Below are 24,917 nucleotides of genomic sequence, written 5' to 3'. Positions count from 1 at the left end.
GTTTACCCCATAAGTTACCCCATTCAAGTTTGTTTTACCAAACTTACATTAACATTATAAACTTTTTTGTTCAAAATGTCAATAGGGAATGTATAACAATTTTATTACAAAAATATCGGGCTGTCTGCGTTAGCATGGCAGTCCGATAAAAAATTGGATGTCAGTAGTATTTTTCGTCATAAAATTTGGGGATAAAATCTTTGGCGGCGGAGGTGCGGCTTTGGACAAAACCCTCAAAACTGTATTTATTCACGGCGTCAATGACGGTGTTATACTCGAAAGTTGATGTCTTACGGCAAAGCTCTTTGTAGTCAAAGGCTTTATAAACGGGGGTGAACTGGCTCATAAGACTTATCATTATCTCGTCTTTGGCAAAGTTTTTGCCCAGCCACTCCATAAGCTTTATGGAGTCTTTACGGTGGGTAGGGAGGACAAGGTGGCGGACTATTGTGCCGCTCTGCATTATGCCCTTTTCGTCAAAGGTTGGCTTGCCTGAAAGCTCCGCCATTTTATGTATTGAAGCAGCGGCGTTTTCAAAATAGTCTGCGGCTTTGGAATATTTATCCGAAAGTGTAGGATCAAAATATTTAAGGTCGGGTAGAAATATCTGCACATAGCCACGAAGAAGCTCCAGCGTTTGGGGCTTTTCATAACCGCCGCTGTTATAGACCACAGGGATAGTGAGCTTATCTTTACAGAGGTCGAGTGCTTTGATTATTTGCGGAACGAAATGGGTGGGATTGACGAGGTTTATGTTGTTTGCGCCCATTGATTGAAGCCGCAGAAAAGTGTCGGCAAGTTCTTGTTCGGTAAGCTCAAAGCCTTTGCTCTGAGCGGATATCTCGTAGTTTTGGCAGAAACAGCATTTCAGGCAGCAGCCTGAGAAAAATACTGTTCCTGAGCCTTCTGTGCCGCTGATACAAGGTTCTTCCCACATATGAAGCTCGGCTCGGGCTATCCTTACTTTGGCAGTTTCACCGCAGAAGCCTTTATGCTCGTATCTGTTCACTTTGCACTCTCTTGGGCAGAGGGTACAGCTTTTAAGGATATCGTTCATGCCGCTGTGTCAACTCCGCCTATTTTGGTGTAGGAGTCAGAGGATAGGTCGCCTGATGAGTCTGTGTTTTCGTCAAGGGGGATATTGAACTGGAATGAATCTGTTATAAAATCGTCGTTCTGGAAGCAGGCTGTGAACGTGGTGCGCTTTGAATCGGCTGGGACAAGAAACTTGATCGTATAGGTCTTATCGTCTTCGTAGTCGCTTTCACCGGGGAAGAAGTTGTTTGAGAAAAACGAATTATCGTTTTCGTCATAGGCGGTGTTGTAGGCAAAGGTAAATTTTACCTGTCTGTTGCTATCGCTGATATTAACATCAAGGTCGAGGGCTATTTCCCATACTGTGTCACCGCTTATAATACCGCCTGAAAGGGAGTTTCTTTCCTCATCGGTCAGGTCGCTTACTTTGCGTTCGGTGAGGGTATAGCCTTGATACTGAACGCTGTAGGTACCGTCCTCAGCGTCTTGCGCTACATAGAGGTTGGAATGGTCGGTGTAGTCATCTTCGGCTTCACTATAGGTATTGTCATAATCGTAGTCATAGTTATAGTCGTCATATTTGCTTGAAATTATTTTTGATGAAACAAAGCCTATGATAGTTGGGAGGATAGCCATAAGGATTATTATGACCACAACGGCGGTGGCACAGCCTTTGCCGCCATTCTTTTTGTTAGAGTGGTTTATGTTCGTGGCGTTGAAGCTATAGGAGCTGTTGTTTGGGCGGTTATAGCTTGTACGCTGTTGGCTGTAGTTATTGAGGGCGGCAAGCTTTTCGGCTCTTGAATTTGAATAGCTTGGGGGAGGGGTCGGGTTTTTAGGTGGGGTATAGGTGCTTTGGAAATTCTCGTCCCTTGCTTCCTCTTTACGTTCCTCGGAAACGAAATCGTTCTTTTCTTCCTTGAAGGTGTCATTTTCAGACTGTCCGAACCAGCCGTCCTGCTCGTTATCGGCACGGAGATCATGAGAGTGCAGGTCATCTGAAAGGCTGTTACAGCTTATATCCTCGTCACGGGCTGTGAAGCACTCAGGACAAATTATCTCATCATCGCTTTTAAAGTGGTATCCGCAAATTCTGCATTTATTTCTGCTCAATTATTTCACCTCATTAATATACAAATTCCCAGCCCTGTTTTACAGGCTGACAAACGCACTTATAGCTCCAGCCTGACAGCTTTTCTGCGGCTGTTTGTGCGGAAGCGATATCGGGGAAAACTCCAAAAACGGCTGAGCCGCTTCCTGTCATAAGGGCGGAGAGAGCTCCGCTGTTTTTAAGCTCCTGCACTGCATGAGCTATCTCCTCACGGTCGGCGGCATATTCCAGCACATTGAAAAGGTTTGAGCATATGCCGAAAAGCTTTCCTCCGCCGATATATCTCAGCAGGACGTCCATATTACAGCGTTTTGGGTTTGAAATGCTGTCATACTTTTTGAAAGCTTCGGGGGTGGAGATACCCACGTCGGGTTTTATTATGACGAAAGCGCAGTCGGGTGAGGGCAGGTTGCTCATTATTTCGCCAACGCCCTGACAGAGCCTTGTGCCGCCTGTAATACAGAAAGGCACGTCTGCACCCAGAGCCACGCCTATGGAGCATAGCTGTTCATCGGTGAGCCTTGTATCAAACATGAAGTCCAAGGCTCTAAGGGTAGCGGCGGCGTCTGCACTTCCTCCGCCCATGCCGGCTTGTGAGGGGAGGTTTTTCTCCACATTCACTGTTATTTTACAGCCGAAGTCAATATGGGTGAAGTCGGCAAAGGCATGGTAGGCTTTTGTGATGATATTATCCTCGCCTTTTGGAAAGCTGTCAAGTTTGCAGGTAAGCTCTATGCCCTCGCCCTCAGAAAGTGTGAAGTCCAAGAGGTCGAAGCAGGACACTGACTGCATGACAGTATTTAGCATATGGTAGCCGTCATCACGTTTACCAACGATATCCAATGCAAGATTTATTTTTCCGTAGGCTTTTATTTTTAAATTACTGCACGTTACCATTTTTGATATCCTCTAAAAATTCTCCGATACGTTTGATAGCCTCTCTCAGGTGGTTAAGGGAATAGGCGTAGGAGACACGCACATAGCCCTCTCCGCACTCGCCGAAAGCATCTCCCGGCACGACGGCTACCTTTTTGGTGTACACAAGTTTTTCGCAGAAGTCGGTGCTTGTCATACCTGTGCTTTTGATACAAGGGAAAACATAGAATGCGCCTTGTGGTGCAAAGCATTTAAGACCAAGCTTATTGAAAGAATCCACCACAAAGCGACGGCGGATATTATACTCGTTACGCATGGCATCTATATCCTTCTGACAACTGTGCATGGCAACGATAGCGGCATACTGGCTGACAGTAGGGGAGGACATGATAGCATACTGATGAAGCTTGAGCATTTGGGACACTATCTCTTTTGGTCCGCCAAGGAAGCCAAGCCGCCAGCCTGTCATTGCAAAGCTTTTGGAAAAGCCGTTTATGACGATAGTACGCTCACGCATACCCTCTATTTCAGCGATAGAGCAATGCTTGCCTGAATATGTAAGCTCGGAATATATCTCGTCTGAGGCTATCATGATATTGGTATCTTTAAGCACCTTTGCGATAGCTTCAAGATCTTCACGGCGCATTATCGCACCTGTTGGGTTATTAGGATAGGGCAGGACAAGGAGCTTGGTTTTGTCAGTTATTTTTTCACGAAGCTCGTCTGCTGTAAGTCGGAACTCGTTTTCTTCCTTTGTTTCTATGACCACTGGAACGCCGCCGCATAGGGAAACGATAGGACGATAACAGACAAAGGACGGTTCGACTATAAGGACTTCATCACCGGGTTGGATAAGGCATCTTATGGTAAGGTCGATAGCTTCAGAGCCGCCAACGGTGACGATTATTTCCTTATTAGGGTCATAGCTTGTGTGGATAGTACGCTGAAAATACTTGGCTATCTCTTCACGGAGAGCGATCAGACCTGCGTTTGCGGTATAGCAGGTCTTGCCTTTTTCAAGGGTAGAGATAGCCTCCTGACGTATTAGCCACGGGGTCTTGAAGTCAGGCTCGCCGACGCCAAGGGAGATAACGCCCTCTAGCTGCTGTGCGATATCGAAAAATTTTCTGATACCTGAGGGCTTCATTTCCTTTATGGCAGGGCAAAGCACTTTATTATAATCTATCATGGGGAGATCAAACCTCTTTCGTCTTTATCATCTGTGCTTATCATGATGCCGTTGTCTTTATAGACCTTTAGCACGAAGTGTGTGGCGGTGGACTGGACAGCGTCGATAGTTGCAAGTCTTTGGGAAACAAACTGTGAGATATCCCTGATGTTTGCACCGTTCACGGCAACGATTATATCATAAGCACCTGACATAAGGCGGACGGACTCCACCTGCTCATAGCTTGCGATCTGGTTTGCTATCTCGTCAAAGCCTGACTGTGACTGTGGGGTGACTTTAAGTTCTATAAGAGCGAAAACTGAATTAGGGTCATAGGCACTTTCGTCAATGATAGCGGAATAGCCCTTTATTACGCCGTCTGCTTCAAGCTTGGCGATATCCGCTGCAACCTGCTCTTCTGTTTTATCGAGAAGAACGGCAAGCTCGCTGTTTGTGATACGGGCGTTGTTTTTCAGTAATTTTATAAGCTGATCCATAAATAAACCTCCTTTAGATTTATAAATATACATTATATATTATAACATATTATCTGTATGAACGCAAGTATTGTGATGTAAGAAATGAGTAATTTATCTGTCAGAATAGACAAAGGGGATGGTGAGAAAGCTTGTGGCGTGGGGGTCGTGGTATAGCTGAGATGTTGTGGGGGTGGACGGGCGAACGTTGCTCGCCACTACAGATAAATTGCAGTCATGAGAAATTGTAGGGGCTGGAGTCCTCGACAGCCCATTTATCTTGGGTATTTATTTTATGAGCTGTACAGTTATTTGGACTGTGCAGCTTTTTATGTGTGAGGGGTGTGAAAATTGGGGCGGCGGTATTGAAATTATTATTTTGTTGTGATATAATTGTACTAACTAGAACTGTGTAAATTCAGGAAGGATCTTTATGAGTATAAACAGCAATGAGGGCAATGATTTTTGCAACAGATATAATGAGGTGCTGAAAAGCGATAAGAAAAAAATGATCGCTGCGGCTGTAGCTTGCACTATCGTTATGGGAGCAGGCTTTGGCGGATATTTATACTACGGCGCTTATTATGCTTCGGGCTGGCACACCCATGACGGCTCGACTTATTATATTGTCAAGGAGACGGGCGAAAAGGCGCTTGGATATCAGATAATAGACAACACCTGCTATCTTTTTGACGACAATGGCAACGCTATGGCTGACGGCTGGCATAAGTATCGTGGGGACACTTACTATGTCAAGGACGGCGTTGTTCAGCGTGGAAAAATGAAAATAAAGGGAGAGGAATACTATTTCTCTGAGGAGTCGGGTATTTTCAGGACGGGCCTTTGTGAGATAAATGGCGGTGAATACTACTTTGACGATCACGGCTTCCCTGACACGGGTTTTGACAGCGATGGCGGTTATTACTATGACGAGAGCGGCAAGCGTGTGACAGGCTGGGCAAAGATAAACAATGTTCAGTATTATTTTCTCAAGAGCGGTGAGATGGCTAAGGGCTTTGTTGAGATAGAGGGCAAGATATACTATTTTGATGATGACGACGGTCACATGGCCACAGGCTGGCAGGACATTGACGGAAAAAAGTATTATTTTTCTGAGAGCGGTGCTGTTCACAAGGGCTGGATGGAGCTTGAAAAGAAGTATTATTATTCTGATGAAGCTACAGGGGCTTGCGCTCAGGGCTTTGCGGAGATAGACGGTGAGAGCTATTATTTCAATGATAGCTGTGAAATGGTCAAGGGCTGGATAACAATTGACAAGAACAGATATCATTTTGCTGATGACGGTAAAATGACTAAGGGCTGGTATGAAGAACCGCCTGAGAAGTATTATTTCAAGGGCGACGGCTCGGCAGGCAAGGGCTTTACCAAGATCAAGGACAAGTATTATTACTTTGATAAGAAAAATCGCCTCCTCTCCGGCTGGAACGAGATAGGCGGAAATGTTTATTACTTCGGCAGAGGCGGTGTTGTGGCTGACGGCTGGGAGGATATTGACGAAGATACTTACTATTTTGACAAAACGACCCATGTGGCGGCAACAGGTTGGACGAATACGGATCAGTACACTGATGATGAGAAAAAGAAAATAAAAGAGTTCAAATCCAATGTTTCAAAGCTTGTGAAGTTTGAGAAGGACGATTACAAAAAGGACGAGAAGCCTGACGAAAAAGAGACCCAAAAGCTTGAGGAGCTTGCGGACAAATTCGGCGAAAAGACATTCAATGCTTATGACAGAAAGGTTTATGAAAAGTTCGGCGGGGCGGTGTTCTATCAGTATTATTTCTACTCTGATCACACTCTTTGCACCGGATTTCATAAAATAAACGGCTATTACTTTTACTTTGATGAGGAAACCGGCAAGAAGGCTACGGGCTGGAAGACCATTGACGGAAAGAGATATTATTTTGGTCTGACAGGTGCGGCGGCTGTTGGCGAATTTGAGGAGGACGGGGACAAGAAATACACCTTCTCAAACGAGGGCGTGCTTGCAGACGGGATCGTTAAAATAGACGCTGAATGGAAGTTCAAGAAAGAGGACGGCTCTTGGGCTAAGTCGGAGTTTGTTACTTCAAAGGGAAATATTTACTACATTGGCGAGGACGAGGCTGCACTTACAGGTTGGCACACTATTGAAGACAAGCTGTATCATTTTGACAATGACGGCAAGCTTTCAAAGGGACTGTTCAGTGATGATTCAGGGCTTTACTACATTGACAAGAATGGTGCTCAGAAAGACAAGTGGGTAACAGCCGGTGACAAGACCTATTATTTTGACGGCGATGGCAAGGCAGTTTCAGGCTGGAGAGAAATAGACGGAACGGAGTTTTATTTTGACAGCGATCATGTTTTGCAGAATGAATGGACGACTATTGCAGGAAAAAAATATTTCCTGCAGAATGGTGTTGCGTTGAGAGGTCCTGTGTACATTGACGACAAGTATTACAACTTCGGTGAGGACGGATATCTAAAGTCCGGCTGGGTAAGCTGGCGTGGGCAGAAGTTCTACAACAACAAGAACGGCACTGTTGTGACAGGTTGGAAGAAGATAGGCGGAAAGCGATATTATTTCAATGATTATGGCATGATGCTCATAAACACTACTGTTGACGGATATAACATTGACAATGACGGAGTTGCGCATAAGGCAAAGTAGCAATAAAAAGGACTGCTGTGGTTTAAGACAGCAGTCCTTTTGGTTTTGTATCAAATTTTTTCAAGCAGGCAGACCGCTGTGGCGGATATGCCTAGTTCCTCGCCTGTGAAGCCTAGTTTTTCTTCGGTGGTGGCTTTAACTGATATTTGTGAAATATCGCAGCCGCAGGCTTCTGCTATACGCTCCCGCATGGAGGTGATATATGGGGCAAGCTTCGGCTTCTGTGCGCAGATGGTGGAGTCTATATTGCCTATTTTCCAGCCTTTTTCGGTCATAACGTTTATGACTTTTTCCATGAGCTTCATACTGTCAGCACCCTCATAGTCGGGGTCATTATCGGGGAAAAGCTTGCCGATATCTCCCAGTGCCAATGCACCAAGTATGGAATCCATTATGGCGTGGGCAAGGACGTCTGCATCGGAATGTCCTAAAAGTCCCTTTTCATATGGTATATCTACGCCGCCGAGAATGAGCTTTCTGCCCTCGGTCAGTCTGTGGACGTCATAGCCGTGTCCTATACGCATTTTTGTTCCTCCTGTCCTAAAAATCGTACTGTTATATTTCCTCGTAGTTGCCTAAAAATTTGAAATATGAAAGCTCTGAATTAAGCTCGCTCATGAGCTTTGCCACGTCCGGAGAGGTTATTGCTCCCTCAAAATCGAGATAGAAAACAACGTCAAAATCGGTGTTTGCGATAGGACGGCTCTCTATCATGGAAAGGTTAAGGCCTGCCACGGAGAATTTGGTGAGAAGTCTGTAAAGTGCAGATGAGGTATGTGGCAATGCCAAGGACACTGACACGATGTCAGCATTTTCCGAGCAAAGAGTCTTCTTTGAAATGAGAATGAATTTTGTGTAATTCTCGGCGGCGTTGGCTATATTATGCCGGAGTATCTCAAGATCGTTCTGCTGTGCGCAGGCTTCTGAGCAGATAGCGGCATACGGTTCATTGCTTTCTTTTATGTAGCACGCCGCAAGGGCAGTATTTGCGTATTTATGGCTTTTAAGTCCGTTCTGAGAAAGAAACTCAGAACACTGGCTGAGCGCCTGCTCGTGGGAATAGACTATTTTGATATCCTCAAAGCGTGTGCCTTTTTTCACTGCGAGGCAGTGGGAGATCTTTACCTTAGTTGCTGCGCATATCTTGAAGTCATGCTTTTTCATAAGCTCGTAGGTCTGACCAACTGAGCCTGCGGTGGAATTTGCTATGGGAAGTATGCCGAAATCCGCTGAGCCGTTTTCAACTGATGAAAAAACGTCCTCAAAATCTTCAAAGAACATTGGCTCAAAGTCGCTGAATATCTGCTTGCAGGCTATATGTGAATATGAGCCTGTGGTACCCGGTACAGCGACTTTTTTATGACCTGTCAAGTCCAACTTTTTGTACTCTATCTTATCTGAGTCTGCAAAAAACTCTTGGTACTGACGGCACTTTGAAATGTCCATGATGTTTTGGAAGAACACTCTTGACGCACTTTCCAAACCCTTTGGTGAGCTTTCTGTTACATGGTCAAGTATCTCGTTTTCACGCTTGCTCTGAAAAACAGGCATATTGTTTGCTATCTTATACTCAGCCACCTTGAAGCTTATCTGCATACGCTTATTGAAAAGCTCCTGCATTTGGCTGTCTATATCGTTTATTTCATTCCTTAATTCCTGAAGATCCATTTTTACGCTCCTTAACAGACAGAATAATATTATTTTACCATATTTTCTGCCTTTATTCAAGAACTAATTTGTTAATTAAGGCTTTATCGAGTTTGGAAAATGGGATAACGTGCAGAGGGGTGATATCGGTCTGGGTGAGTATTTTTTCGAGCCAGACCATATGATAGCACCTATCGAACTTGAAGGCACATCTATGGAAAGTGCCCACTATGGCATAGCCCATTTTTTCATGGAACTTTACGCTGTCAAAGGTGAGATACTCGTCTTCTTTTTCGGGATAGGCGACGCAGGCATAGAGGTTTGTTATATGCTGTGCCGCAAGGAGCTTTTCAAGGGCGGAGTAGAGTTTTGCACCTATGCCTTTGCGGTGAAGCCCTTTTTTTACATAAACTGTGACTTCAACCGACCAATCATAGGCGGCTCTGTTTTTGAAAACGCCTGCATAGGCGTAGCCTGCTATTTTGCCGTTTTCTGTTGCGGCTATGTAGGGATAATTTGCGGATATGCGTCGGATACGGTCGGAAAACTCCTCCACAGAGGGGACGTAATACTCGAATGTTATGGCGGTGTCTTCAACGTAGGGACGGTATATTTCAAGAAGCTCGTAAGCGTCCTTCTCGGTAACTGTTCTTATTATCATGGTGTTCTCCTTATAGTACCATTAATACTGTGCCTGCAGTGATAAGCACCGCACCTATGGCTGATCTTACTGTGAAGTCCTCATGGAGAAATATCACTGCAAGGATAAGGGTGATGACAACGCTGAGCTTGTCTATGGGGGCGACCTTTGAAACGCTGCCCATTTGGATAGCCTTATAATAGCATAGCCACGAAGCACCTGTTGCAAGTCCTGAAAGGATAAGAAATACCCAGCTTTTTCTGCCTATAGAGCCTATACCGCTTTGTGTGTGGGTGATGAACACCATGAGCCATGCCATAGCAAGCACAACGCAGGTACGCAGTGCGGTGGCAAGATTTGAGTTTACTCCTTCAATGCCGACCTTTGCAAGGACAGAGGTGAGCGCTGCGAAAACAGCGGAGAGAAGCGCAAACACGAACCACATAATACCACTTTCTTTCGTGAAAAATTGTTTGCTCATGCCTTATTATAGCACCTAAAGGTGCTTTTTGCAATAGAATGAGCGGCAGGACGTGATATTTTACATCAGACCTGCCACTTATGCTTAGTTATTTGCGGCAAATATTTTTATTGTTCGTGAAAGTGCTGTTACCTGCTGAGGGGTACTGAATGCAGAGGGTGAGAAACGCACTGTGCCTTGCTCTATTGTGCCGAGGGTGGTATGGGTGACGGCGGCACACTGAAGTCCTCCACGGAGGGCGAAGCCTTTTTCGCTGAGATAGGAGGCGATCTCAGCGGAAGGGATATCACCGATGTTAAATGAAAGTATGGGGACTTTCTTTTGGTCTGCTTCATAGAACTTTATTTTGTCTATGTCTGAAAGCTGTTCGTAGAGCTGTTTGCAGAGTTTTTCTTCGTGGGCTTTTATTACGGCAGGGGTCTTTTGACGTACGAATTTTAGTCCCTCGCCAAGACCGATTATACCCACTGTGTTAATTGTGCCGCTTTCAAGCTTTTCGGGGAGGAAAGGAGTCTGTTCAAGCAGGGCGGAGGTCGCACCTGTGCCGCCCTCGATTATGGTAGACAGAGAATATTCGCCGTCTGAGATAAGAAGCCCTGTGCCTGTTGGTCCGTAGAGGGCTTTGTGACCTGCGGTGCAGAGAAAGTTGAAGCCGTCTGAGAGAGAAAGCTCCAAAAGCCCGCAGGCTTGTGCGCCGTCGGCTATAAAGCATATGCCGTGGGCTTTGCAGAGGGCGGCTAATTCATGGTATGGCATGAGCCTGCCTGTGACGTTTGAAGCCACTGTACAGCAGATACACTTAGTTTCGGTGGTTATAAGGCGGCGGAAGTTTTCTACTGTTTCGCTGTCTGTTTCCCCTGTTCGGGCAATAGAATATTTCACACCTCTTGTTTTTGAAAGGGCATAGACGGGTCTTGCTACTGCGTTATGCTCGTGGTCTGAGATTATCATATGACCACCGTACAGCATGACACCTTTTATCGCCATGTTAAGGGCATGGGTACAGTTGGCGGTGAAAGCAACGTTCTCGGTCTGTGCTCCAAACATTTCTGCTGCCTGCTGTCTGACGGTGAATATCTTTTCGGACACTCGCATGGAAAGCTTGTGACCGCTTCTGCCCGGGTTGCCGCCATAGCGTTCTACTGCCTGAGCAACGGCTCTTGCTACGGCAGGGGGCTTGGGGTAGGTGGTGGCTGAGTTATCAAAGTTTATTATGCTTCGGGTGTTTATTTTTCTCACCTCTTTTGCTCGAATATCACGTTTCTGAATGGTATGCGCTCTTTTTCAAGTATGGCGGTTATTTCTTCTGTGGGTGCGGTGACGGCTATGGAGTAGCCGCAGCCTGTGCCAAGGTCCTTCGGGGTGCGCTGTATTTCGCAGTAGTATTTTAAACTGTTCAGCAAGTTTTTTGCTTTCATTGCATAGGTTATGGAAGTCATGGCTATAAGACTCTTTTTCATTTTTGTTGCTCCTTTATGCTGTACTTGTCCGTATACGCTTTTACGAATACACTTCAGTATATGCCGTTCACTGTTTGAGGGTGAACGCTGAAAGTTTTGTGAAAGGTAGGTGAAATTTGATAAAAGTTAATAGTCAGTTTAAATTTCGGGTGTACTATTTATATTATAATATAAAAAAGAAAAGAGGTAAAAGCTTATGAACGGATTTATGTATAAGGTAGCGAGATTTTTTCAGGGCAGATATGGTATAGACAAGCTTTTTTACGGCATTTGCGGTGTGGCTGTGGTGCTTAGTGCGGCGAATTTGTTTGTAAGGTCGCTTATTTTACAGCTTATGGTATACGCTGTGCTGGTGCTGGCGGTAGTGAGGGCGATGTCGAGAAACTGCCAGAAGCGATACGAGGAGAACATGAAGTTTGAGAGGGCTTTCGGGGGAATCGGCAGGAAATTTTCATTCTGGAAGAGAAAGTTCGCTGACAGAAAGACCCATGTTTATATAAAGTGTGGTGTATGCAAAAAGACGTTAAGGCTTCCAAAGGTAAAGGGTGAACATACTGTGAAATGCCCTAACTGTGCAAATAAGTTCAAGGTGAAGATCTGACCTGTTGCGGAATTTGCGGAAATGTGCTATACTATATAATATAGTATGATACTGTAGGGGTGCAGGGACAATGGGAATGGGCTGTCTAGGACGCCAGCCCCTACGGGAGTGTGTCAGACACGATTTTTTTGCGAAAAGGGAGCGGCAGGAATGCAGAAAGTAAATTATCAGAAAATGCTGGAGGGCATTATAAAAAAACACGAGGAAAAGGGCGACGTGCCGACTTTGCTTTTGCATAGCTGTTGTGCGCCGTGTTCGTCTTATGTGCTTGAATATCTGTCGCAGTATTTTAAGATAACTGTGTTTTACTACAATCCGAACATTTATCCCCGTGAGGAGTACGATAAGCGTGTGGCGGAGCTTCAAAGGCTTATTGCACAAATGCCTATGAAAAATCCTGTTACGTTCGTGGAGCGTGGGTATGACGAGGGTGAGTTTTTTCAGGCTGTTAAGGGCTTTGAGGATATACCTGAGGGTGGGGAGAGATGCTTTCGATGTTACAGGCTCAGGCTTGAACGGACGGCTCAGCTTGCCAAGGAGCTTGGTATGGACTATTTTACTACAACGCTGTCTATTTCACCATACAAGAATGCTCAGAAGCTCAACGAGATATCGGAGGAGCTTGGGGAGATATATGATGTAAAGGCACTTCCTGCGGATTTTAAAAAGCGTGAGGGCTACAAACGTTCCATTCAGCTTTCAGCAGAATACGGGCTTTACAGGCAGGATTACTGCGGCTGTATCTTCTCAAAAAGAGAGCGTGAAAGACTGAATACGATTACAACAAAATCTGAATAAATATAAAAATATTAACGTTATGTAGAATGCTTGTGCATACTATGGCAACATATCTGGCTATATATAGCAAAAATAATATACAGATTTGTGAAAAATGGCTAAAGATATGTGGTTAATTTGTGAAAAACGTTTATTGAAATACTTGTAAATGTGTGTTACAATAAAGGCAAGATGTATGTTGAGGAGATATCGCTCAATATGTATCTAAAAAATTATTAACAAAAATGGAGGAAAAACAAATGAAAATCTCTAAGATTTTGGCTGGTATGTCAGCTATGGCTCTCGCAGCTTCAATGATGACTATCGGTGCTTCCGCAGCTATCACAGGTGCTGATAAGGACGGAAATATGATCTATGATGTTAAGACTCTTACTGAGGCAAACAATATCAAGATCAGCGACGTTTATGGCGTTAGAGCTTACTTCTCTGATTCAGCAGCAGGTGTTGTTGAGCAGGGCGCAGGTGGCGGATTTATTTTCAGCTCTAAGAGCAACAACTGGAATCAGAAGCAGTGGTGCAATGGTTGCGGTGAAAGTGAGACACACGACATTCAGTATGATGCAAATACAAAGTCTATCACAAGACTTGAGAAGACTCCTTTCTGGACAGACGTTGACGTTTCAGATACAGAGGGTGAGTACGCTCAGATCGCTTTCAGCGAGTGGTGGGGCGGAGACATCGACTTCTCTAAGATCGTTCTTCTCGACAAGGACGGCAAGGAGATCGAGGGCACTGACGTAAACCCAGGTGGAAACTCTGTTGACCTCAGCGCATATGATGCTACAGAAGTTACACTCGCAGGCAATGGTAAGGCTAAGGTTGACACTGGTAAGGTAAGAGTTAACGTTAACAATCCTTGGGGCGAAGACGTTGACAAGCTCATCACACCTGCTGATTTCGAGGGCGTTGACGCTATTGCTGTAACAGCTGAATTTGATGCTATCACAGATCCTGTTGATTTCGCTATCAACTTCGCTATCTTCTCAGACAATGGTCCTCAGTACTGGGGCGAGGGCAACGCAGCTAACAAGGGTTGCTCAACAGAGGCTGTAACAGTTAACGCTGACGGCTCATACACATTCCTGCTCAAGTTTGACGAGCCACTCACAGTAGACGGCGATCTTTTCCTTGATCTTCAGTCTGCATTCGAGGCTGCAACAGATGACGATATTCCTTTTGCAGCTAAGGTTACAAGCGTAAAGGCTCTTACACTTAAGGACGCTCCAGCTCCTTCTGAGTCAACAGCTGATTCTACAGAGTCAACAGATTCTGACGAGTCAAAGGTTATTCTCACAGATTCTTCGGACTCTAAGACTAACTCTGCTGCTACATCTTCTAAGGCTGCTAACAACGCATCTAACACAAACCCAAGCACAGGCGCTGCTGCTCTTGCTGCTGTAGGTGTTGCACTTGCTGGTGCTGCTGTAGTTGCTACTAAGAAGAGAAAGTAATCTGTAATTCAGATAATTCTTACTTAGAATAATTAAAGACCTGTCTTTCGGGACGGGTCTTTTTTTGTTGCTTTTTTATCGAAGTGGTGGTATAATTGATCTATAAACTGCGGAGGTGTTTTTTATGCGTATAGTTTTTGATGATATTAAAGAGAGCCTTGCACCGAATTTCAAGGGCGGCGAGAAAAGCTTTGCAAGCAGGGCTTTTTCTGACGGAAAGAACAAGATGATGAAAGGCAGGCTCGTGCCGGGGGCTTCTATCGGTCTGCACAGACATGAGGGCAACTGCGAGATGATATATGTTCTTGAGGGCAGCGGCAAAATGCTTTATGACGGCGGTGAGGAAAGACTGTCGGCAGGAGATTTCCATTACTGCCCCGAAGGTCATGAGCATAGCTTTATCAATGACGGCGACAGCGACCTTGTGTTTATTGCAGTTGTGCCAGCTCAGTAGTTTTTTGCAGCTTTGTATCTGTGAAATAGTGGGTCAAAATGGCTTTGTAGTCTGAGCCTTTTTCTGCCATGGCGTTTGCACCGTACTGGCTCATTCCTACGAGGTGTCCGAAGCCGTGAGAGGTGAAAGTGAATTTTGTGTTGGCAAATGTGAACTCGAAACATGGCGAGGAGATATCAAGGATATCGCAGAATGTGTTGGGCTGGATATCATAGCCACAGACGGTCAGGTTCGTTACATAGCCTATGCCGTCTGTTTTTGTTTTGAGCCAACTATCAGCATTGGCGAGGGGAGTGAAATCAATATGGGGGAAGCGGTCAAGAAGCTTGTCTTGAAATTCCTTGGCGATGAGTGTCTGGGTACATTCTGTGGTGACAAGGTCTTTGTCAGCGGAGCTGTCTACTGACAGAAGATATGGGATATCCTCTCCCCATGCGTTTTTGGCGGATTGGGTATGACCGTTTGAAGCAGCGTGAAAGGCGACGATTATCGGTTCGTCTTCATAGGTGAGGATTTCGTTTTCCACTGACTTCACGGCTGACTTTACCTTTTTGTATGCCTTTTCATAGTCGTTGCCGTAATATTCTTTGGCGGCTTTCAGGGTAAAAAAGCTTTGGTAGAGGGTGCTGTCATCGCTGATGAGTGCGCCTTTTAAGGCGGGAGTAGGCGACTGGGCTTCGGAGAGCTGTCGGCGGCATATGTAGGTATGGGCGAGGACGGCTTGCGCTTTCAGGGCTTCTTCGTCAAAGTCCGCAGGCATTTGTGCAAGCACTGAGCCTATCATATATTCTTCAAGGGTGAAGTTTTCGGTCTTGCCGCTTTCGGTGAAATATACGGCTATTTTTTCTTTTTCTGAAAATGCAGGTTTCGATGCGGACTCGTTTGGGCGAAGAAATACTATGGTCGGTATTATTATAAGGATAACAGCAAATACTGCCATTATCTGTATCAGGTCTTTCATATGGTTTGTCCTTTCTTTTTTGGGGTACTATATTATATTCATGCAGTGGAGCAAATATTCATACAGGGTGAATTTTTGTACTGCAAATTTTCAAATGGCGGAGATATGCGGTTTTAATTTGACAGGTTATCTTAATACTTGACAAAAATCTGAAAAAGGTGTATAATATAACTTATATTTATAATCTACTTGAAAGTGAGATGATCTATTCAATGATAAATAATGCAGCAAGGTTGCTTTTATGCGAACAGTTTATAGCAAACAATACTATTGACCCTAAGCTTTATGACAGATATGTGGTAAAAAGAGGACTTAGAAACTCTGACGGTACAGGTGTTATGGCTGGTCTTACTAATATCTGTAACGTACACGGATATGTGGTAAACGAGGGTGAGAAATCTCCTATTCAAGGTCAGCTTATCTTCCGTGGATACAACATCAATGATCTGGTGTCCAACGCTCAGAAGGAGAACCGTTTTGGTTATGAGGAGATAGTTTACCTTCTTCTTATGGGCGATCTGCCTAACAGGGAGGAGCTTACTGCGTTCAAGGGAATGATGGCTGAAAACAGACCTCTCCCTGACAACTTCTTTGAGGACATGATACTTAAAGCTCCGTCAAAGAACATCATGAATAAAATGGCGAGAGCAATTCTGGCTCTTTACTCTTATGACGATAATCCTGAGAACCGTTCTCCTGAGTATGAAATGGCTACGGCTATCTCTATAATCTCTAAATTGCCTAACATCATGGTTTCGGCTTATCAGGTAAAGAAACGCTGTTATGACGGTGAAAGCTTGTTCATGCACCCTCTGATACCTACACATTCTACTGCGGAGATGATACTGTCGGCACTGCGTCCGGACAGACAGTTCACTGAGGAAGAGGCTAAGATACTTGATCTGTTACTTATGCTCCACGCTGAGCATGGCGGAGGAAATAACTCGACTTTTGCCTGCCGTGTGCTTACATCTTCCGGAACGGATCCTTATTCTGCATACTCTGCGGCTATCGGTTCACTGAAAGGTCCACGTCATGGCGGTGCTAACCTGAAAGTGGCGGCAATGCACCAGTGTATAAAGGACAACGTTCAGAACTGGGAGGACGAGGGCGAGATCGCTGATTTCCTTACAAAGATACTCAACAAGGAAGCTTTTGACCACACAGGTCTTGTTTATGGCATGGGTCACGCTGTTTACACATTGTCTGACCCTAGAGCTGTAATACTCAGAGAAAATGCCAAGAAAATGGCTGAGAACACTGAGTTTGAGAGAGAATACAAGCTTCTTGAAGCGGTGGAAAGACTTACTCCTGAGCTGTTCAAGAAGATCAAGGGCAGTGACAAGGCGATGTGCGCTAACGTTGATATGTACTCGGGCTTTGTTTACAGTATGCTGGGTATTCCTGAGGATCTTTACACGCCTATGTTTGCTGTTTCAAGAATGGCAGGCTGGTGCGCACACAGATTTGAAGAGCTTGTAACAGGCAAGAGGATAATCCGTCCTGCATACAAGGCTATCTCAGGTGAGAAGAAGTATATCCCATTGGACGAAAGATAAGCAAAATAATTTTTACCTGTTCCTAATGGGCGGAAAAAGGCTTGAAATATTTTTGCGTATATGATATAATAGAATCGGGTATATGCCCGGTTCTATTTTTTTATTTGGTGTATCAGGAGGGATCGCTTGAAAAATCTTAAATTGGCTGCTGTTTGTCTTTCTTGTCTTACTATGACAGGCTGTTCGGCACTGAATTTTTCTGTTGAGGGACTTATAAACGCCCCGAAGCTTACCTCTGAGCAAAGCGAGATACATCAGGCGCTTATCGAGAGCGTGGGCAGTAATATAACTCTGAAATATCCTAAAAACGGTGAATACCGCTCGGCTTATGTTATCGCAAATATCGACGATGAGCCTACGGACGAGGCTATGGTCTTCTATGAGTACACTTCAAACGGATCTGAGGAGGACGGCTTGAGGGTGAATATTCTTGACAAGGACGAGGACGGCAAGTGGTATTCTGTGAAAGAGCTTGCAGGCGCAGGCACGGACATAGATCAGGTCATTATCTCGCCTATGGGAAGCAATAACCAGACGGACGTTTTTGTGGGATATCAAAATCTTACTAATGATGAAAAGACCATGGAGATATACAGCTATACCGACGGAGATTTCAAGCGTGTGGCGCTTGATACTTATTCGGTGCTGGAGCCTTTGGATATAAACAATGATGGTTATATAGAGCTTATCACCATTCAGAGAAGCACCAATAATGATACAGGTGCGGTGACGGCAAAGGCTTCTATGCTCAACATGAAAAACAATGAGATAACCCGCGGCGAGAACGTTGATATGTGCGATAATGTGACTTCTTATGTGTCATCAAAGACGGGAATGCTTGACAGCGGCAGGCGTGCTATTTTTATTGACGGACTGACTGCTGACGGAAAATTGCAGACGGAGATAATATACTACAGATATTCGGGACTTCAAAATCCTATGCAGCTTAGAAGCGAAAAGCTGCTGCCTTTATGCACAAGACCAGCGGGCTACTACAGTGAGGACATGGACGGCGACGGTGATGTGGAGATACCGTCAACTTCGCCTATGGTGGGTTATGAAAACGCTGTGGCAGACGAAATGCTCTATATGACTACATGGAGCGTTTACGAGGATTTTTATGATCTGAAAACAAAATACACAGGCTATTATGCCATATCTGACGGATATTTTGTAACGTTCCCAAAACGCTGGAACAGTTCTGTTACGGTGAAAAAGGACAGCGACACAAACGAGCTTGTTTTCTATAAATACACGGGAGATATAAACGAGAGCAACGAGGAGATAATGCGTATCGCTGTGTCTTCAAAGAATGATTCGGAGGATTATATCTCTGACGGATATGAGCTTATCGACAGCAAGGGTCAGCTTGATTATTTTGTGAAGCTTCCTCTTGACAGGCGTGAAAAGCTCATACCGACTATTGACGAAATTCAGAATAATTTTTACATAATAAACTGATCTTGGAGAGGAGTAAATGTAATGAAAAGAGTTTTGGTTTGCGAGGACGAAGATTCAATTAGAGAATTTGTGGTCATAAACCTTGTAAGAAGCGGTTACGAGGTAGTTGACGTAAACTGCGGTGAGGACGCTCTCAAAGCCTATGACGAAAAGGACGGCGGCTTTGACGTTGCTCTGCTTGATATTATGATGCCAGGTATCGACGGAATGCAGGTGTGCAAGAAGATAAGAGAGAAAAGCAACACTATCGGCATTATCATGCTTTCGGCAAAATCACAGGAAATGGATAAGATATCATGCCTTATGAGCGGTGCTGACGATTATATCACAAAGCCGTTCTCTATTTCTGAGCTTATTGCAAGAGTTGACGCTGTTTGCAGGCGTGTAAATCGTTCAGGCTCTAAGCCTGAGGAGGCTTCACAGATAGTTTCAGGTCCATTTACGCTTAATCTTAAGAGCAGAACTGTTTTCAAGAACGGAGAGCAGATAGACCTTACACAGGTGGAGTATCAGATAATGGAGTATTTCTTCAAAAATCAGAATACTGCACTTGACCGTTCAAGTATACTCAATCACATATGGGGCGAGAGCTATTACGGCGACGATAAGATAGTGGACGTGAATATCAGAAGAATAAGAATGAAGATAGAGGACGAGCCTTCTAATCCTAAGTATATCCTTACTATATGGGGCTTTGGCTACAAGTGGGCAGGCGGCTCTAACTGAGCTGTGAAAACATGATGAACGGAGTTTTTATCAGTTGAGCGGAAAAAAAAGAAAAAGCGGCAGACTCAGTATCACACAGCACTGGCTGAGAAATAATCTCGGGGTGGTCGTGGGAATACTTGTGGTGCTTGAAATACTGCTTATCGTGGTGGTTAGGAATTATTACTACAGCTCCACAAGGCAGTATCTTACATCTAAAATGAAGATAGTCACCACGGCGGTAGTGAACGCTTCAGGTGACGAGCAGACTAACTATAATTCTCAGATACGCTCCCTTGTGGAAAGCTATGACGAGAAAGACAAGATAGAGCTTATGGCTATCAAGACCGACGGTGAGGTCGATGTTACATCATCAGGCTTCTCTCCCTCGGAGAATGACAACATGACCGATTATGAGGACGCAAAGAAGTCCGACACGGGAATAGGCACACAGATATATGAGCTGTCAACAGGGGAAAAGGTCATGGCGATAACGTCGGTCATATCCCCGAAGGGAAGCGAATATGAAGCACTGAGAATGTTGTCTTCCATGAAAAATATCGACCATCAGATTTTTATTATGTCTATGATAATCACGGCTATTGTTGTGGCTGTCATAATGCTCATGTTTTTCTCGGGAATGTTTTTTATCAAATCTATTGTTTTGCCTATAAGAAGCATAAACAGCATAACAAGGCGGTATGCTACGGGAGATTTCAGCGAACGTCTTGAAAAGAAACGAAATGACGAGCTTGGCGAACTTTGCGACTCTATCAACTACATGGCGCAGGAGCTTTCTAATACAGAACAGATGAAGAACGAGTTCATATCCTCTGTATCTCATGAGCTGAGAACTCCGCTTACCGCTATAAGGGGCTGGACGGAAACTGTTACCAGTATGTATGAGGACAAGGAAACCTTCAAGAAGGGTATGAGGGTCATCACAAGTGAGACGGAGAGGCTTTCGCAAATGGTTGAGGAGCTTCTTGACTTTTCGAGGATACAGGACAACAGACTCACGCTTATTATGGATACTATAGATATTCTTGCGGAGCTTGGGGAAACTGTGCTTATCTATCAGGAGAGAGCCAAGGCGCTTGGTATAACACTCAATTACTACGAGCCGAAAATGCTGCCGTTTGTTTACGGCGACAAGAACAGGCTTCGTCAGGTATTCATAAATATTGTGGACAACGCTATCAAATACTCCAACAAGGGCGACACTGTATCGGTGGAGGCTTATGAGGAGGACAATGAGGTATGTATTTCCATTTCCGATACGGGCATGGGAATATCAAAGGAAGACCTGCCAAAGGTCAAGACGAAATTCTTCAAGGCAAACCACACAAGACGTGGTTCGGGAATAGGTCTTGCGGTGGCAGACGAGATCATTCAGCGGCATGGCGGTACGCTGGAGATAAACAGTGAGCAGGGAGTAGGTACAACAGTGATGATAACGCTCCCTTGTATCGAGCAGAAGAAAAAGCCTGACAATCAGGCAACTGTAGACGTGGAGCTTATTTCTTCTGAGCCTATCGAAAACAACGACAACGTGCAGTAGACGCACACACCGCCTTGAAAGGAAAGAAAATGAGCAGTAAAGCACAAAGCAAGGAAAAATTTAAGTCAAAGATCGGTGGACAGGCTGTTATCGAGGGCGTTATGATGCGTGGCATTGACAAGGCGGCTATGGCTTGCCGACTGCCTGATGGCACCATAGACCTGGAGGAGTGGGCGATAAAAGGCGGAAAAGATACGCCTTGGTACAGGAAAACGCCTTTTGTGAGAGGCATTTTCAGCTTTCTTACTTCTCTTATAGACGGCTACAAGTGCCTTACAAGATCGGCTGAGAAGCAGATGACGGAGGAAGATGAGGAGGAGCAGACCAAGTTTGAACAGTGGCTGGACGATAAGCTTGGGGACAAGCTCGGTCCTATCATCACGGCGATATCTATGGTGCTGGGTGTGGGTCTGGCGATATTGCTGTTTATGTATCTGCCGTCGCTGGTGTCTAAATTCATAAGCAAGTTCATTGACCTGTCGGCTTTTGGAAAGAATCTTATCGAGGGAATACTGAAGATAGCTATATTCATAGGCTACACGGCTTTGACTGCTCTTACTAAGGATATAAGGCGTACATATGAATATCACGGTGCTGAACACAAGACTATCGCTTGCTATGAGCATGAAGAAGAGCTGACGGTTGAGAATGTGAAGAAATACACACGTTTTCACCCTCGCTGCGGAACGAGCTTTATTTTCCTTGTGCTGTTCATAAGCATTTTTGTAAACACAATATTCAGAGTATCATGGGCAAACATTTTTCTGAGAGTTGTTATAAAGATAGCGCTTCTGCCTATCGTTACGGGTATTGCTTACGAGCTTATAAGGCTTGCGGGAAAATATGACAATATTTTCACTAAGATAATCTCTGCACCGGGTCTGTGGATACAGAGGATAACTACAAGCGAGCCTGATGAAAGTCAGATAGAATGTGCTATAGCGGCACTGAAAGCTTGTATACCTGAAAATAAGGAAGATGACAAATGGTAAAAAAGAAACTGTTTGATAAATGTGTGGGACTGCTTGAAGAAAGCGGTCTTGGTGAGAACGCTGTCTGCGAGGTCACATGGGTGTTTGAAGATGTGGCTGGGGGGGAGGATATCACTCCTGAGCAGGAAAAGCGTATAAGCGACATTGTCACACGTCGCTGTGAAGGCTATCCTTTGCAGTATCTCCTTGGACAGTGGGAGTTTTATGGTCTGCCTTTCAAGGTGGGCGAGGGCGTGCTGATACCACGTCAGGACACGGAAACTATTGTTGACACGGCTTTGAAGATGTTTGCAGGCAAGAAGGATATCACTGTTATAGACCTTTGTTCAGGCTCGGGGTGCATTGGTATCACCCTTGAAAGGAAGCTTGACTGCGGTCGGGCAGTGTGTGTAGAGAAGTCTGAAAAGGCGGCAGAGTATCTCCGTGAGAATATAAGTTTGAACGGCTCGGGGGCTGAGATAGTCATGGGCGACGTTACAGACGAAAAGCTTGTGGAGGATATGCCTGAGGCTGACCTTATAGTGTGCAATCCCCCTTATCTCACAACAGAGGACATGGACGCTTTACAGCGTGAGGTCACTTTTGAGCCTGCGGAAGCTCTTTTCGGTGGTGAGGACGGCTTGGACTTCTATCGTGAGATAGTTCGCAAGTGGAAGAAAAAGCTTAAAAGCGGCGGTGTTATGCTCTTTGAGATCGGTATCGGTCAGGAGGACGAAGTAATGCGGCTGATGATACAGCACGGCTTTAAGAACGTGAGATGCAGGAAAGACTTGTGCGGTGTTTACCGCTGTGTTTCGGGCATTTATGAGAAATAGTACGAAAATTTGTACAGATAGATAAATTGCGGTTACTGTACAGACAAACGGACAGTTAGTGTGATATGATATAGATACGGATAAAACACCGATAAGATAGGGAGGTCATATAAAATGGCGATAGACAAGAAGAAAAAAGATGCCGTTAAGGCGGTAGTAAAAATAACTGACGCAGAGGAAAAGAAAAAGGCTCTTGACACAGCGATAGCATATATTGAAAAGCAGTTCGGCAAGGGTGCGATCATGAAGCTTGGCGAGGCTAAGGCTATGGATATCGAGGCTATACCGACAGGCTCAATGACCCTTGATATGGCGCTTGGTATTGGAGGAGTGCCGAGAGGAAGAATTATTGAGATATACGGACCTGAGTCATCAGGTAAGACAACGGTCGCACTTCATGTTATCGCAGAAACGCAGAAAATGGGCGGAGAGGTAGCTTTTATCGACGTTGAGCATGCTCTTGACCCTGTTTATGCAGGTCAGCTTGGCGTTGATATCGACAATATGCTTGTTTCTCAGCCTGACAGCGGTGAGCAGGCTTTGGAGATAGCCGAGGCTCTTGCACGTTCCGGTGCTATCGACTGTATCGTTATCGACTCTGTTGCGGCAATGGTAACAAAATCTGAGATAGACGGCGAAATGGGCGACACTCACGTTGGTCAGCTTGCAAGGCTTATGTCTCAGGCTATGAGAAAGCTCACATCTGTTATCGCAAAGTCCAATACAACGGCTATATTTATCAATCAGGTCCGTGAGAAGATAGGTGTTATGTATGGAAACCCTGAAACTACTCCAGGCGGACGTGCTTTGAAGTTCTACGCTTCTGTAAGAATAGAGGTCAGACGTGGAGAGCAGATAAAGAACGGCTCTGAGGTCATTGGTAACAGAACAAAGTGCAAGGTGGTAAAGAACAAGGTAGCACCGCCGTTCAAGGAGTGCGAGTTCGATATCATGTACGGCAAGGGTATCTCCCGTGTGGGCGAGGTGCTTGACATGGCGGTAGACCTTGATATCGTTAAGAAGGGCGGAGCTTGGTTCAGCTACAACGATATGAAGCTTGGTCAGGGACGTGACAACGCTAAGGAGTTCCTGCTGAACAATCCTGACATCATGGGCGAGATAGAAGCCAAGATAAAGGAACATCAGGAGGAGCTTGTGCTTGCGGCGCAGAAAGATAAAAAGGCCAAGAAGCTTGAAGAAAAGGCTAACGCAGGTGCGGCGGCTCAGAGTGCAAATGAGGATATGGCTGCTGACAAGCCTGAGAAGAAGATACGCAAGGCGGCAAGCGACAAGTCTGTTGTGGCAAAGCCTGAGGAGGACTTCGAGGAGTTCGCTCCTGTTGACATAAGCGAGCTTGGTGACTGATAAATGCTTAAAATAACGGGCGTTTCAAAATACAAGGGCAGCACATACATGATAGAGTTCGAGGAGGGCGAAACGGCTTTTCTCAACTACGAGATAGTGTCTGCCTATGGTCTGAGAGCAGGGCTTGATATGCCTGAGTCTGCTTGGGAGAAGATAGTTTTTGACAACGAGTTCAGAAAGGCTAAGGAAAGAGCTTTGTATCTCCTTGATTACAGGGACTATTCCTATGTGGAGCTTTACAAGAAGCTTGAAAAGAATTACAGCGAGGAGATATGCGACGCTGTAATGGATAAGATGCTGGAGCTTGGGACGGTCAATGACAGGCGGTATGCTCAGGGGCTTGCGAGGACTTATGTGGAAGTGCGTAAATACGGATATTACCGTGCTTATCAGCAGATGAGACAGAAAGGGCTTACGAAGCCTATAATAGAGGAAGCTCTGGAGGAATACAGCGAGGGTACATACGAGCGGCTGTATGAGCTTGTGGAGCGAAAGTATCTCAGATATCTTGACGGAGAAAAGGGTGATATAAAGGTAAAAAACGCCCTTGTGCGTTTGGGGTATTCATACGACATAATAAAAGAGGTGCTTGCTGACATAAAACAGGAGTACGGCGACGAATAAAG

25 protein-coding genes are annotated in these 24,917 nt (G+C 45.1%); 13 read left to right on the top strand and 12 right to left on the bottom strand.

Annotated elements, in window-relative coordinates:
• Positions 1 to 160: 160 nt before the first annotated feature.
• From AB5Z01_RS07965 to AB5Z01_RS07945, 5 genes are read right to left on the bottom strand one after another with little or no spacing between them, the layout of a single operon-like run.
• Positions 161 to 1,057, bottom strand: a complete 897-nt coding sequence (locus AB5Z01_RS07965; RefSeq protein WP_287215437.1) for a radical SAM protein — start codon at positions 1,055 to 1,057, stop codon at positions 161 to 163.
• On the bottom strand, positions 1,054 to 2,148 hold the full coding sequence (locus AB5Z01_RS07960) for a hypothetical protein (RefSeq protein ID WP_287215435.1): 1,095 nt from the start codon (positions 2,146 to 2,148) through the stop codon (positions 1,054 to 1,056). Before AB5Z01_RS07960 ends, AB5Z01_RS07965 begins: the two co-directional genes overlap by 4 nt.
• 13 nt (positions 2,149 to 2,161) lie before the next feature.
• Entirely contained in the window at positions 2,162 to 3,043 is an 882-nt protein-coding gene (gene ispE, locus AB5Z01_RS07955) for a 4-(cytidine 5'-diphospho)-2-C-methyl-D-erythritol kinase (protein ID WP_195551172.1), read from the bottom strand.
• Positions 3,027 to 4,211: an aminotransferase class I/II-fold pyridoxal phosphate-dependent enzyme gene (locus tag AB5Z01_RS07950; protein ID WP_022287946.1), complete on the bottom strand. Its 1,185-nt coding sequence runs from the start codon at positions 4,209 to 4,211 to the stop codon at positions 3,027 to 3,029. Before AB5Z01_RS07950 ends, ispE begins: the two co-directional genes overlap by 17 nt.
• Positions 4,208 to 4,687: an Lrp/AsnC family transcriptional regulator gene (locus AB5Z01_RS07945; protein ID WP_368365443.1), complete on the bottom strand. Its 480-nt coding sequence runs from the start codon at positions 4,685 to 4,687 to the stop codon at positions 4,208 to 4,210. The genes AB5Z01_RS07950 and AB5Z01_RS07945 overlap by 4 nt, the downstream gene beginning before the upstream one ends.
• Positions 4,688 to 5,099: 412 nt before the next feature.
• On the opposite strand from AB5Z01_RS07945, the gene AB5Z01_RS07940 reads away from it, so the two are divergent.
• Positions 5,100 to 7,340, top strand: a complete 2,241-nt coding sequence (locus tag AB5Z01_RS07940; RefSeq protein WP_368365442.1) for an N-acetylmuramoyl-L-alanine amidase family protein — start codon at positions 5,100 to 5,102, stop codon at positions 7,338 to 7,340.
• Positions 7,341 to 7,390: 50 nt separating this feature from the next.
• Here AB5Z01_RS07940 and ispF read toward each other — a convergent pair whose 3' ends face one another.
• The 6 genes from ispF to AB5Z01_RS07910 all read right to left on the bottom strand — a co-directional run bounded on the left by ispF (position 7,391) and on the right by AB5Z01_RS07910 (position 11,568).
• The gene (gene ispF / locus AB5Z01_RS07935) at positions 7,391 to 7,864 is read right to left on the bottom strand and encodes a 2-C-methyl-D-erythritol 2,4-cyclodiphosphate synthase (RefSeq protein WP_267300269.1); all 474 of its coding nucleotides are present in this window, start codon (positions 7,862 to 7,864) and stop codon (positions 7,391 to 7,393) included.
• 31 nt (positions 7,865 to 7,895) lie between these two features.
• Positions 7,896 to 9,008, bottom strand: coding sequence for a bifunctional chorismate mutase/prephenate dehydratase (locus AB5Z01_RS07930; protein WP_368365441.1), 1,113 nt, complete (start codon positions 9,006 to 9,008; stop codon positions 7,896 to 7,898).
• A 52-nt stretch (positions 9,009 to 9,060) separates the two neighbouring features.
• Positions 9,061 to 9,648, bottom strand: a complete 588-nt coding sequence (locus AB5Z01_RS07925) for an N-acetyltransferase family protein (RefSeq protein WP_368365440.1) — start codon at positions 9,646 to 9,648, stop codon at positions 9,061 to 9,063.
• 10 nt (positions 9,649 to 9,658) lie between these two features.
• Entirely contained in the window at positions 9,659 to 10,072 is a 414-nt protein-coding gene (locus AB5Z01_RS07920; protein WP_046440818.1) for an EamA family transporter, read from the bottom strand.
• A gap of 120 nt (positions 10,073 to 10,192) precedes the next feature.
• The gene (locus AB5Z01_RS07915) at positions 10,193 to 11,347 is read right to left on the bottom strand and encodes an aminotransferase class V-fold PLP-dependent enzyme (protein ID WP_287215424.1); all 1,155 of its coding nucleotides are present in this window, start codon (positions 11,345 to 11,347) and stop codon (positions 10,193 to 10,195) included.
• Positions 11,344 to 11,568: a DUF3343 domain-containing protein gene (locus AB5Z01_RS07910; RefSeq protein WP_117903650.1), complete on the bottom strand. Its 225-nt coding sequence runs from the start codon at positions 11,566 to 11,568 to the stop codon at positions 11,344 to 11,346. The genes AB5Z01_RS07915 and AB5Z01_RS07910 overlap by 4 nt, the downstream gene beginning before the upstream one ends.
• A gap of 196 nt (positions 11,569 to 11,764) precedes the next feature.
• Between AB5Z01_RS07910 and AB5Z01_RS07905 the strand changes: the two genes are divergently transcribed.
• The 4 genes from AB5Z01_RS07905 to AB5Z01_RS07890 all read left to right on the top strand — a co-directional run bounded on the left by AB5Z01_RS07905 (position 11,765) and on the right by AB5Z01_RS07890 (position 14,872).
• Positions 11,765 to 12,169: a hypothetical protein gene (locus AB5Z01_RS07905; RefSeq protein ID WP_022287070.1), complete on the top strand. Its 405-nt coding sequence runs from the start codon at positions 11,765 to 11,767 to the stop codon at positions 12,167 to 12,169.
• Between the two features lie 150 nt (positions 12,170 to 12,319).
• Positions 12,320 to 12,967 (top strand): epoxyqueuosine reductase QueH, encoded by a 648-nt coding sequence (locus AB5Z01_RS07900; protein ID WP_287215422.1) that lies wholly within the window; start codon positions 12,320 to 12,322, stop codon positions 12,965 to 12,967.
• 239 nt (positions 12,968 to 13,206) lie between these two features.
• Positions 13,207 to 14,418, top strand: coding sequence for an NPXTG-anchored protein (locus AB5Z01_RS07895; protein WP_287215419.1), 1,212 nt, complete (start codon positions 13,207 to 13,209; stop codon positions 14,416 to 14,418).
• 124 nt (positions 14,419 to 14,542) lie between these two features.
• Entirely contained in the window at positions 14,543 to 14,872 is a 330-nt protein-coding gene (locus tag AB5Z01_RS07890) for a cupin domain-containing protein (protein ID WP_195518051.1), read from the top strand.
• Here the strand turns inward: AB5Z01_RS07890 and spoIID are convergent.
• Positions 14,847 to 15,833 carry a stage II sporulation protein D gene (spoIID, locus tag AB5Z01_RS07885; protein ID WP_287215416.1) on the bottom strand — a complete coding sequence of 329 codons (987 nt, stop codon included), beginning with the start codon at positions 15,831 to 15,833 and terminating at the stop codon, positions 14,847 to 14,849. The two genes, AB5Z01_RS07890 and spoIID, sit on opposite strands and share 26 nt — an antisense overlap.
• A 212-nt stretch (positions 15,834 to 16,045) precedes the next feature.
• Here spoIID and AB5Z01_RS07880 point away from each other — a divergent pair, with 212 nt between their 5' ends.
• The 8 genes from AB5Z01_RS07880 to AB5Z01_RS07845 all read left to right on the top strand — a co-directional run bounded on the left by AB5Z01_RS07880 (position 16,046) and on the right by AB5Z01_RS07845 (position 24,915).
• Positions 16,046 to 17,392 (top strand): citrate/2-methylcitrate synthase, encoded by a 1,347-nt coding sequence (locus AB5Z01_RS07880; RefSeq protein WP_287215413.1) that lies wholly within the window; start codon positions 16,046 to 16,048, stop codon positions 17,390 to 17,392.
• 126 nt (positions 17,393 to 17,518) lie between these two features.
• The gene (locus tag AB5Z01_RS07875; protein WP_022287064.1) at positions 17,519 to 18,853 is read left to right on the top strand and encodes a hypothetical protein; all 1,335 of its coding nucleotides are present in this window, start codon (positions 17,519 to 17,521) and stop codon (positions 18,851 to 18,853) included.
• A gap of 21 nt (positions 18,854 to 18,874) precedes the next feature.
• Positions 18,875 to 19,579 (top strand): response regulator transcription factor, encoded by a 705-nt coding sequence (locus tag AB5Z01_RS07870; protein ID WP_022287063.1) that lies wholly within the window; start codon positions 18,875 to 18,877, stop codon positions 19,577 to 19,579.
• Positions 19,580 to 19,613: 34 nt separating this feature from the next.
• A complete protein-coding gene (locus tag AB5Z01_RS07865; RefSeq protein WP_117863256.1) occupies positions 19,614 to 21,119 on the top strand; it encodes a HAMP domain-containing sensor histidine kinase in 1,506 nt (501 codons plus the stop codon).
• A 29-nt stretch (positions 21,120 to 21,148) separates the two neighbouring features.
• Complete coding sequence (locus AB5Z01_RS07860) at positions 21,149 to 22,111, top strand: DUF1385 domain-containing protein (protein WP_265290924.1); 963 nt, start codon at positions 21,149 to 21,151, stop codon at positions 22,109 to 22,111.
• Positions 22,105 to 22,926, top strand: a complete 822-nt coding sequence (gene prmC, locus AB5Z01_RS07855) for a peptide chain release factor N(5)-glutamine methyltransferase (protein WP_287215411.1) — start codon at positions 22,105 to 22,107, stop codon at positions 22,924 to 22,926. Before AB5Z01_RS07860 ends, prmC begins: the two co-directional genes overlap by 7 nt.
• 114 nt (positions 22,927 to 23,040) lie before the next feature.
• A complete protein-coding gene (recA, locus tag AB5Z01_RS07850; RefSeq protein ID WP_287215409.1) occupies positions 23,041 to 24,291 on the top strand; it encodes a recombinase RecA in 1,251 nt (416 codons plus the stop codon).
• 3 nt (positions 24,292 to 24,294) lie between these two features.
• Positions 24,295 to 24,915 carry a regulatory protein RecX gene (locus AB5Z01_RS07845; RefSeq protein ID WP_117863259.1) on the top strand — a complete coding sequence of 207 codons (621 nt, stop codon included), beginning with the start codon at positions 24,295 to 24,297 and terminating at the stop codon, positions 24,913 to 24,915.
• The last annotated feature ends 2 nt before the right edge of the window (positions 24,916 to 24,917 follow it).

The organism is Ruminococcus sp. RTP21359st1_H3_RTP21359_211015 (assembly GCF_040909065.1).
Taxonomy (GTDB): Bacteria; Bacillota; Clostridia; order Oscillospirales; family Ruminococcaceae; genus Hominimerdicola; species Hominimerdicola aceti.
The sequence above is the reverse complement of the archived record's forward strand: the minus strand, read 5'-3'. Positions and strand labels throughout refer to the sequence as shown.

Coding starts and splice junctions, on each gene's coding strand:
- AB5Z01_RS07965 (WP_287215437.1), bottom strand. CDS start 1,057: ATGAACGATATCCTTAAAAGCTGTACCCTCTGCCCAAGAGAGTGCAAA.
- ispE (WP_195551172.1), bottom strand. CDS start 3,043: ATGGTAACGTGCAGTAATTTAAAAATAAAAGCCTACGGAAAAATAAAT.
- AB5Z01_RS07950 (WP_022287946.1), bottom strand. CDS start 4,211: ATGATAGATTATAATAAAGTGCTTTGCCCTGCCATAAAGGAAATGAAG.
- AB5Z01_RS07945 (WP_368365443.1), bottom strand. CDS start 4,687: ATGGATCAGCTTATAAAATTACTGAAAAACAACGCCCGTATCACAAAC.
- AB5Z01_RS07940 (WP_368365442.1), top strand. CDS start 5,100: ATGAGTATAAACAGCAATGAGGGCAATGATTTTTGCAACAGATATAAT.
- ispF (WP_267300269.1), bottom strand. CDS start 7,864: ATGCGTATAGGACACGGCTATGACGTCCACAGACTGACCGAGGGCAGA.
- AB5Z01_RS07930 (WP_368365441.1), bottom strand. CDS start 9,008: ATGGATCTTCAGGAATTAAGGAATGAAATAAACGATATAGACAGCCAA.
- AB5Z01_RS07925 (WP_368365440.1), bottom strand. CDS start 9,648: ATGATAATAAGAACAGTTACCGAGAAGGACGCTTACGAGCTTCTTGAA.
- AB5Z01_RS07920 (WP_046440818.1), bottom strand. CDS start 10,072: ATGTGGTTCGTGTTTGCGCTTCTCTCCGCTGTTTTCGCAGCGCTCACC.
- AB5Z01_RS07910 (WP_117903650.1), bottom strand. CDS start 11,568: ATGAAAAAGAGTCTTATAGCCATGACTTCCATAACCTATGCAATGAAA.
- AB5Z01_RS07905 (WP_022287070.1), top strand. CDS start 11,765: ATGAACGGATTTATGTATAAGGTAGCGAGATTTTTTCAGGGCAGATAT.
- AB5Z01_RS07900 (WP_287215422.1), top strand. CDS start 12,320: ATGCAGAAAGTAAATTATCAGAAAATGCTGGAGGGCATTATAAAAAAA.
- AB5Z01_RS07895 (WP_287215419.1), top strand. CDS start 13,207: ATGAAAATCTCTAAGATTTTGGCTGGTATGTCAGCTATGGCTCTCGCA.
- AB5Z01_RS07890 (WP_195518051.1), top strand. CDS start 14,543: ATGCGTATAGTTTTTGATGATATTAAAGAGAGCCTTGCACCGAATTTC.
- spoIID (WP_287215416.1), bottom strand. CDS start 15,833: ATGAAAGACCTGATACAGATAATGGCAGTATTTGCTGTTATCCTTATA.
- AB5Z01_RS07880 (WP_287215413.1), top strand. CDS start 16,046: ATGATAAATAATGCAGCAAGGTTGCTTTTATGCGAACAGTTTATAGCA.
- AB5Z01_RS07870 (WP_022287063.1), top strand. CDS start 18,875: ATGAAAAGAGTTTTGGTTTGCGAGGACGAAGATTCAATTAGAGAATTT.
- AB5Z01_RS07860 (WP_265290924.1), top strand. CDS start 21,149: ATGAGCAGTAAAGCACAAAGCAAGGAAAAATTTAAGTCAAAGATCGGT.
- prmC (WP_287215411.1), top strand. CDS start 22,105: ATGGTAAAAAAGAAACTGTTTGATAAATGTGTGGGACTGCTTGAAGAA.
- recA (WP_287215409.1), top strand. CDS start 23,041: ATGGCGATAGACAAGAAGAAAAAAGATGCCGTTAAGGCGGTAGTAAAA.
- AB5Z01_RS07845 (WP_117863259.1), top strand. CDS start 24,295: ATGCTTAAAATAACGGGCGTTTCAAAATACAAGGGCAGCACATACATG.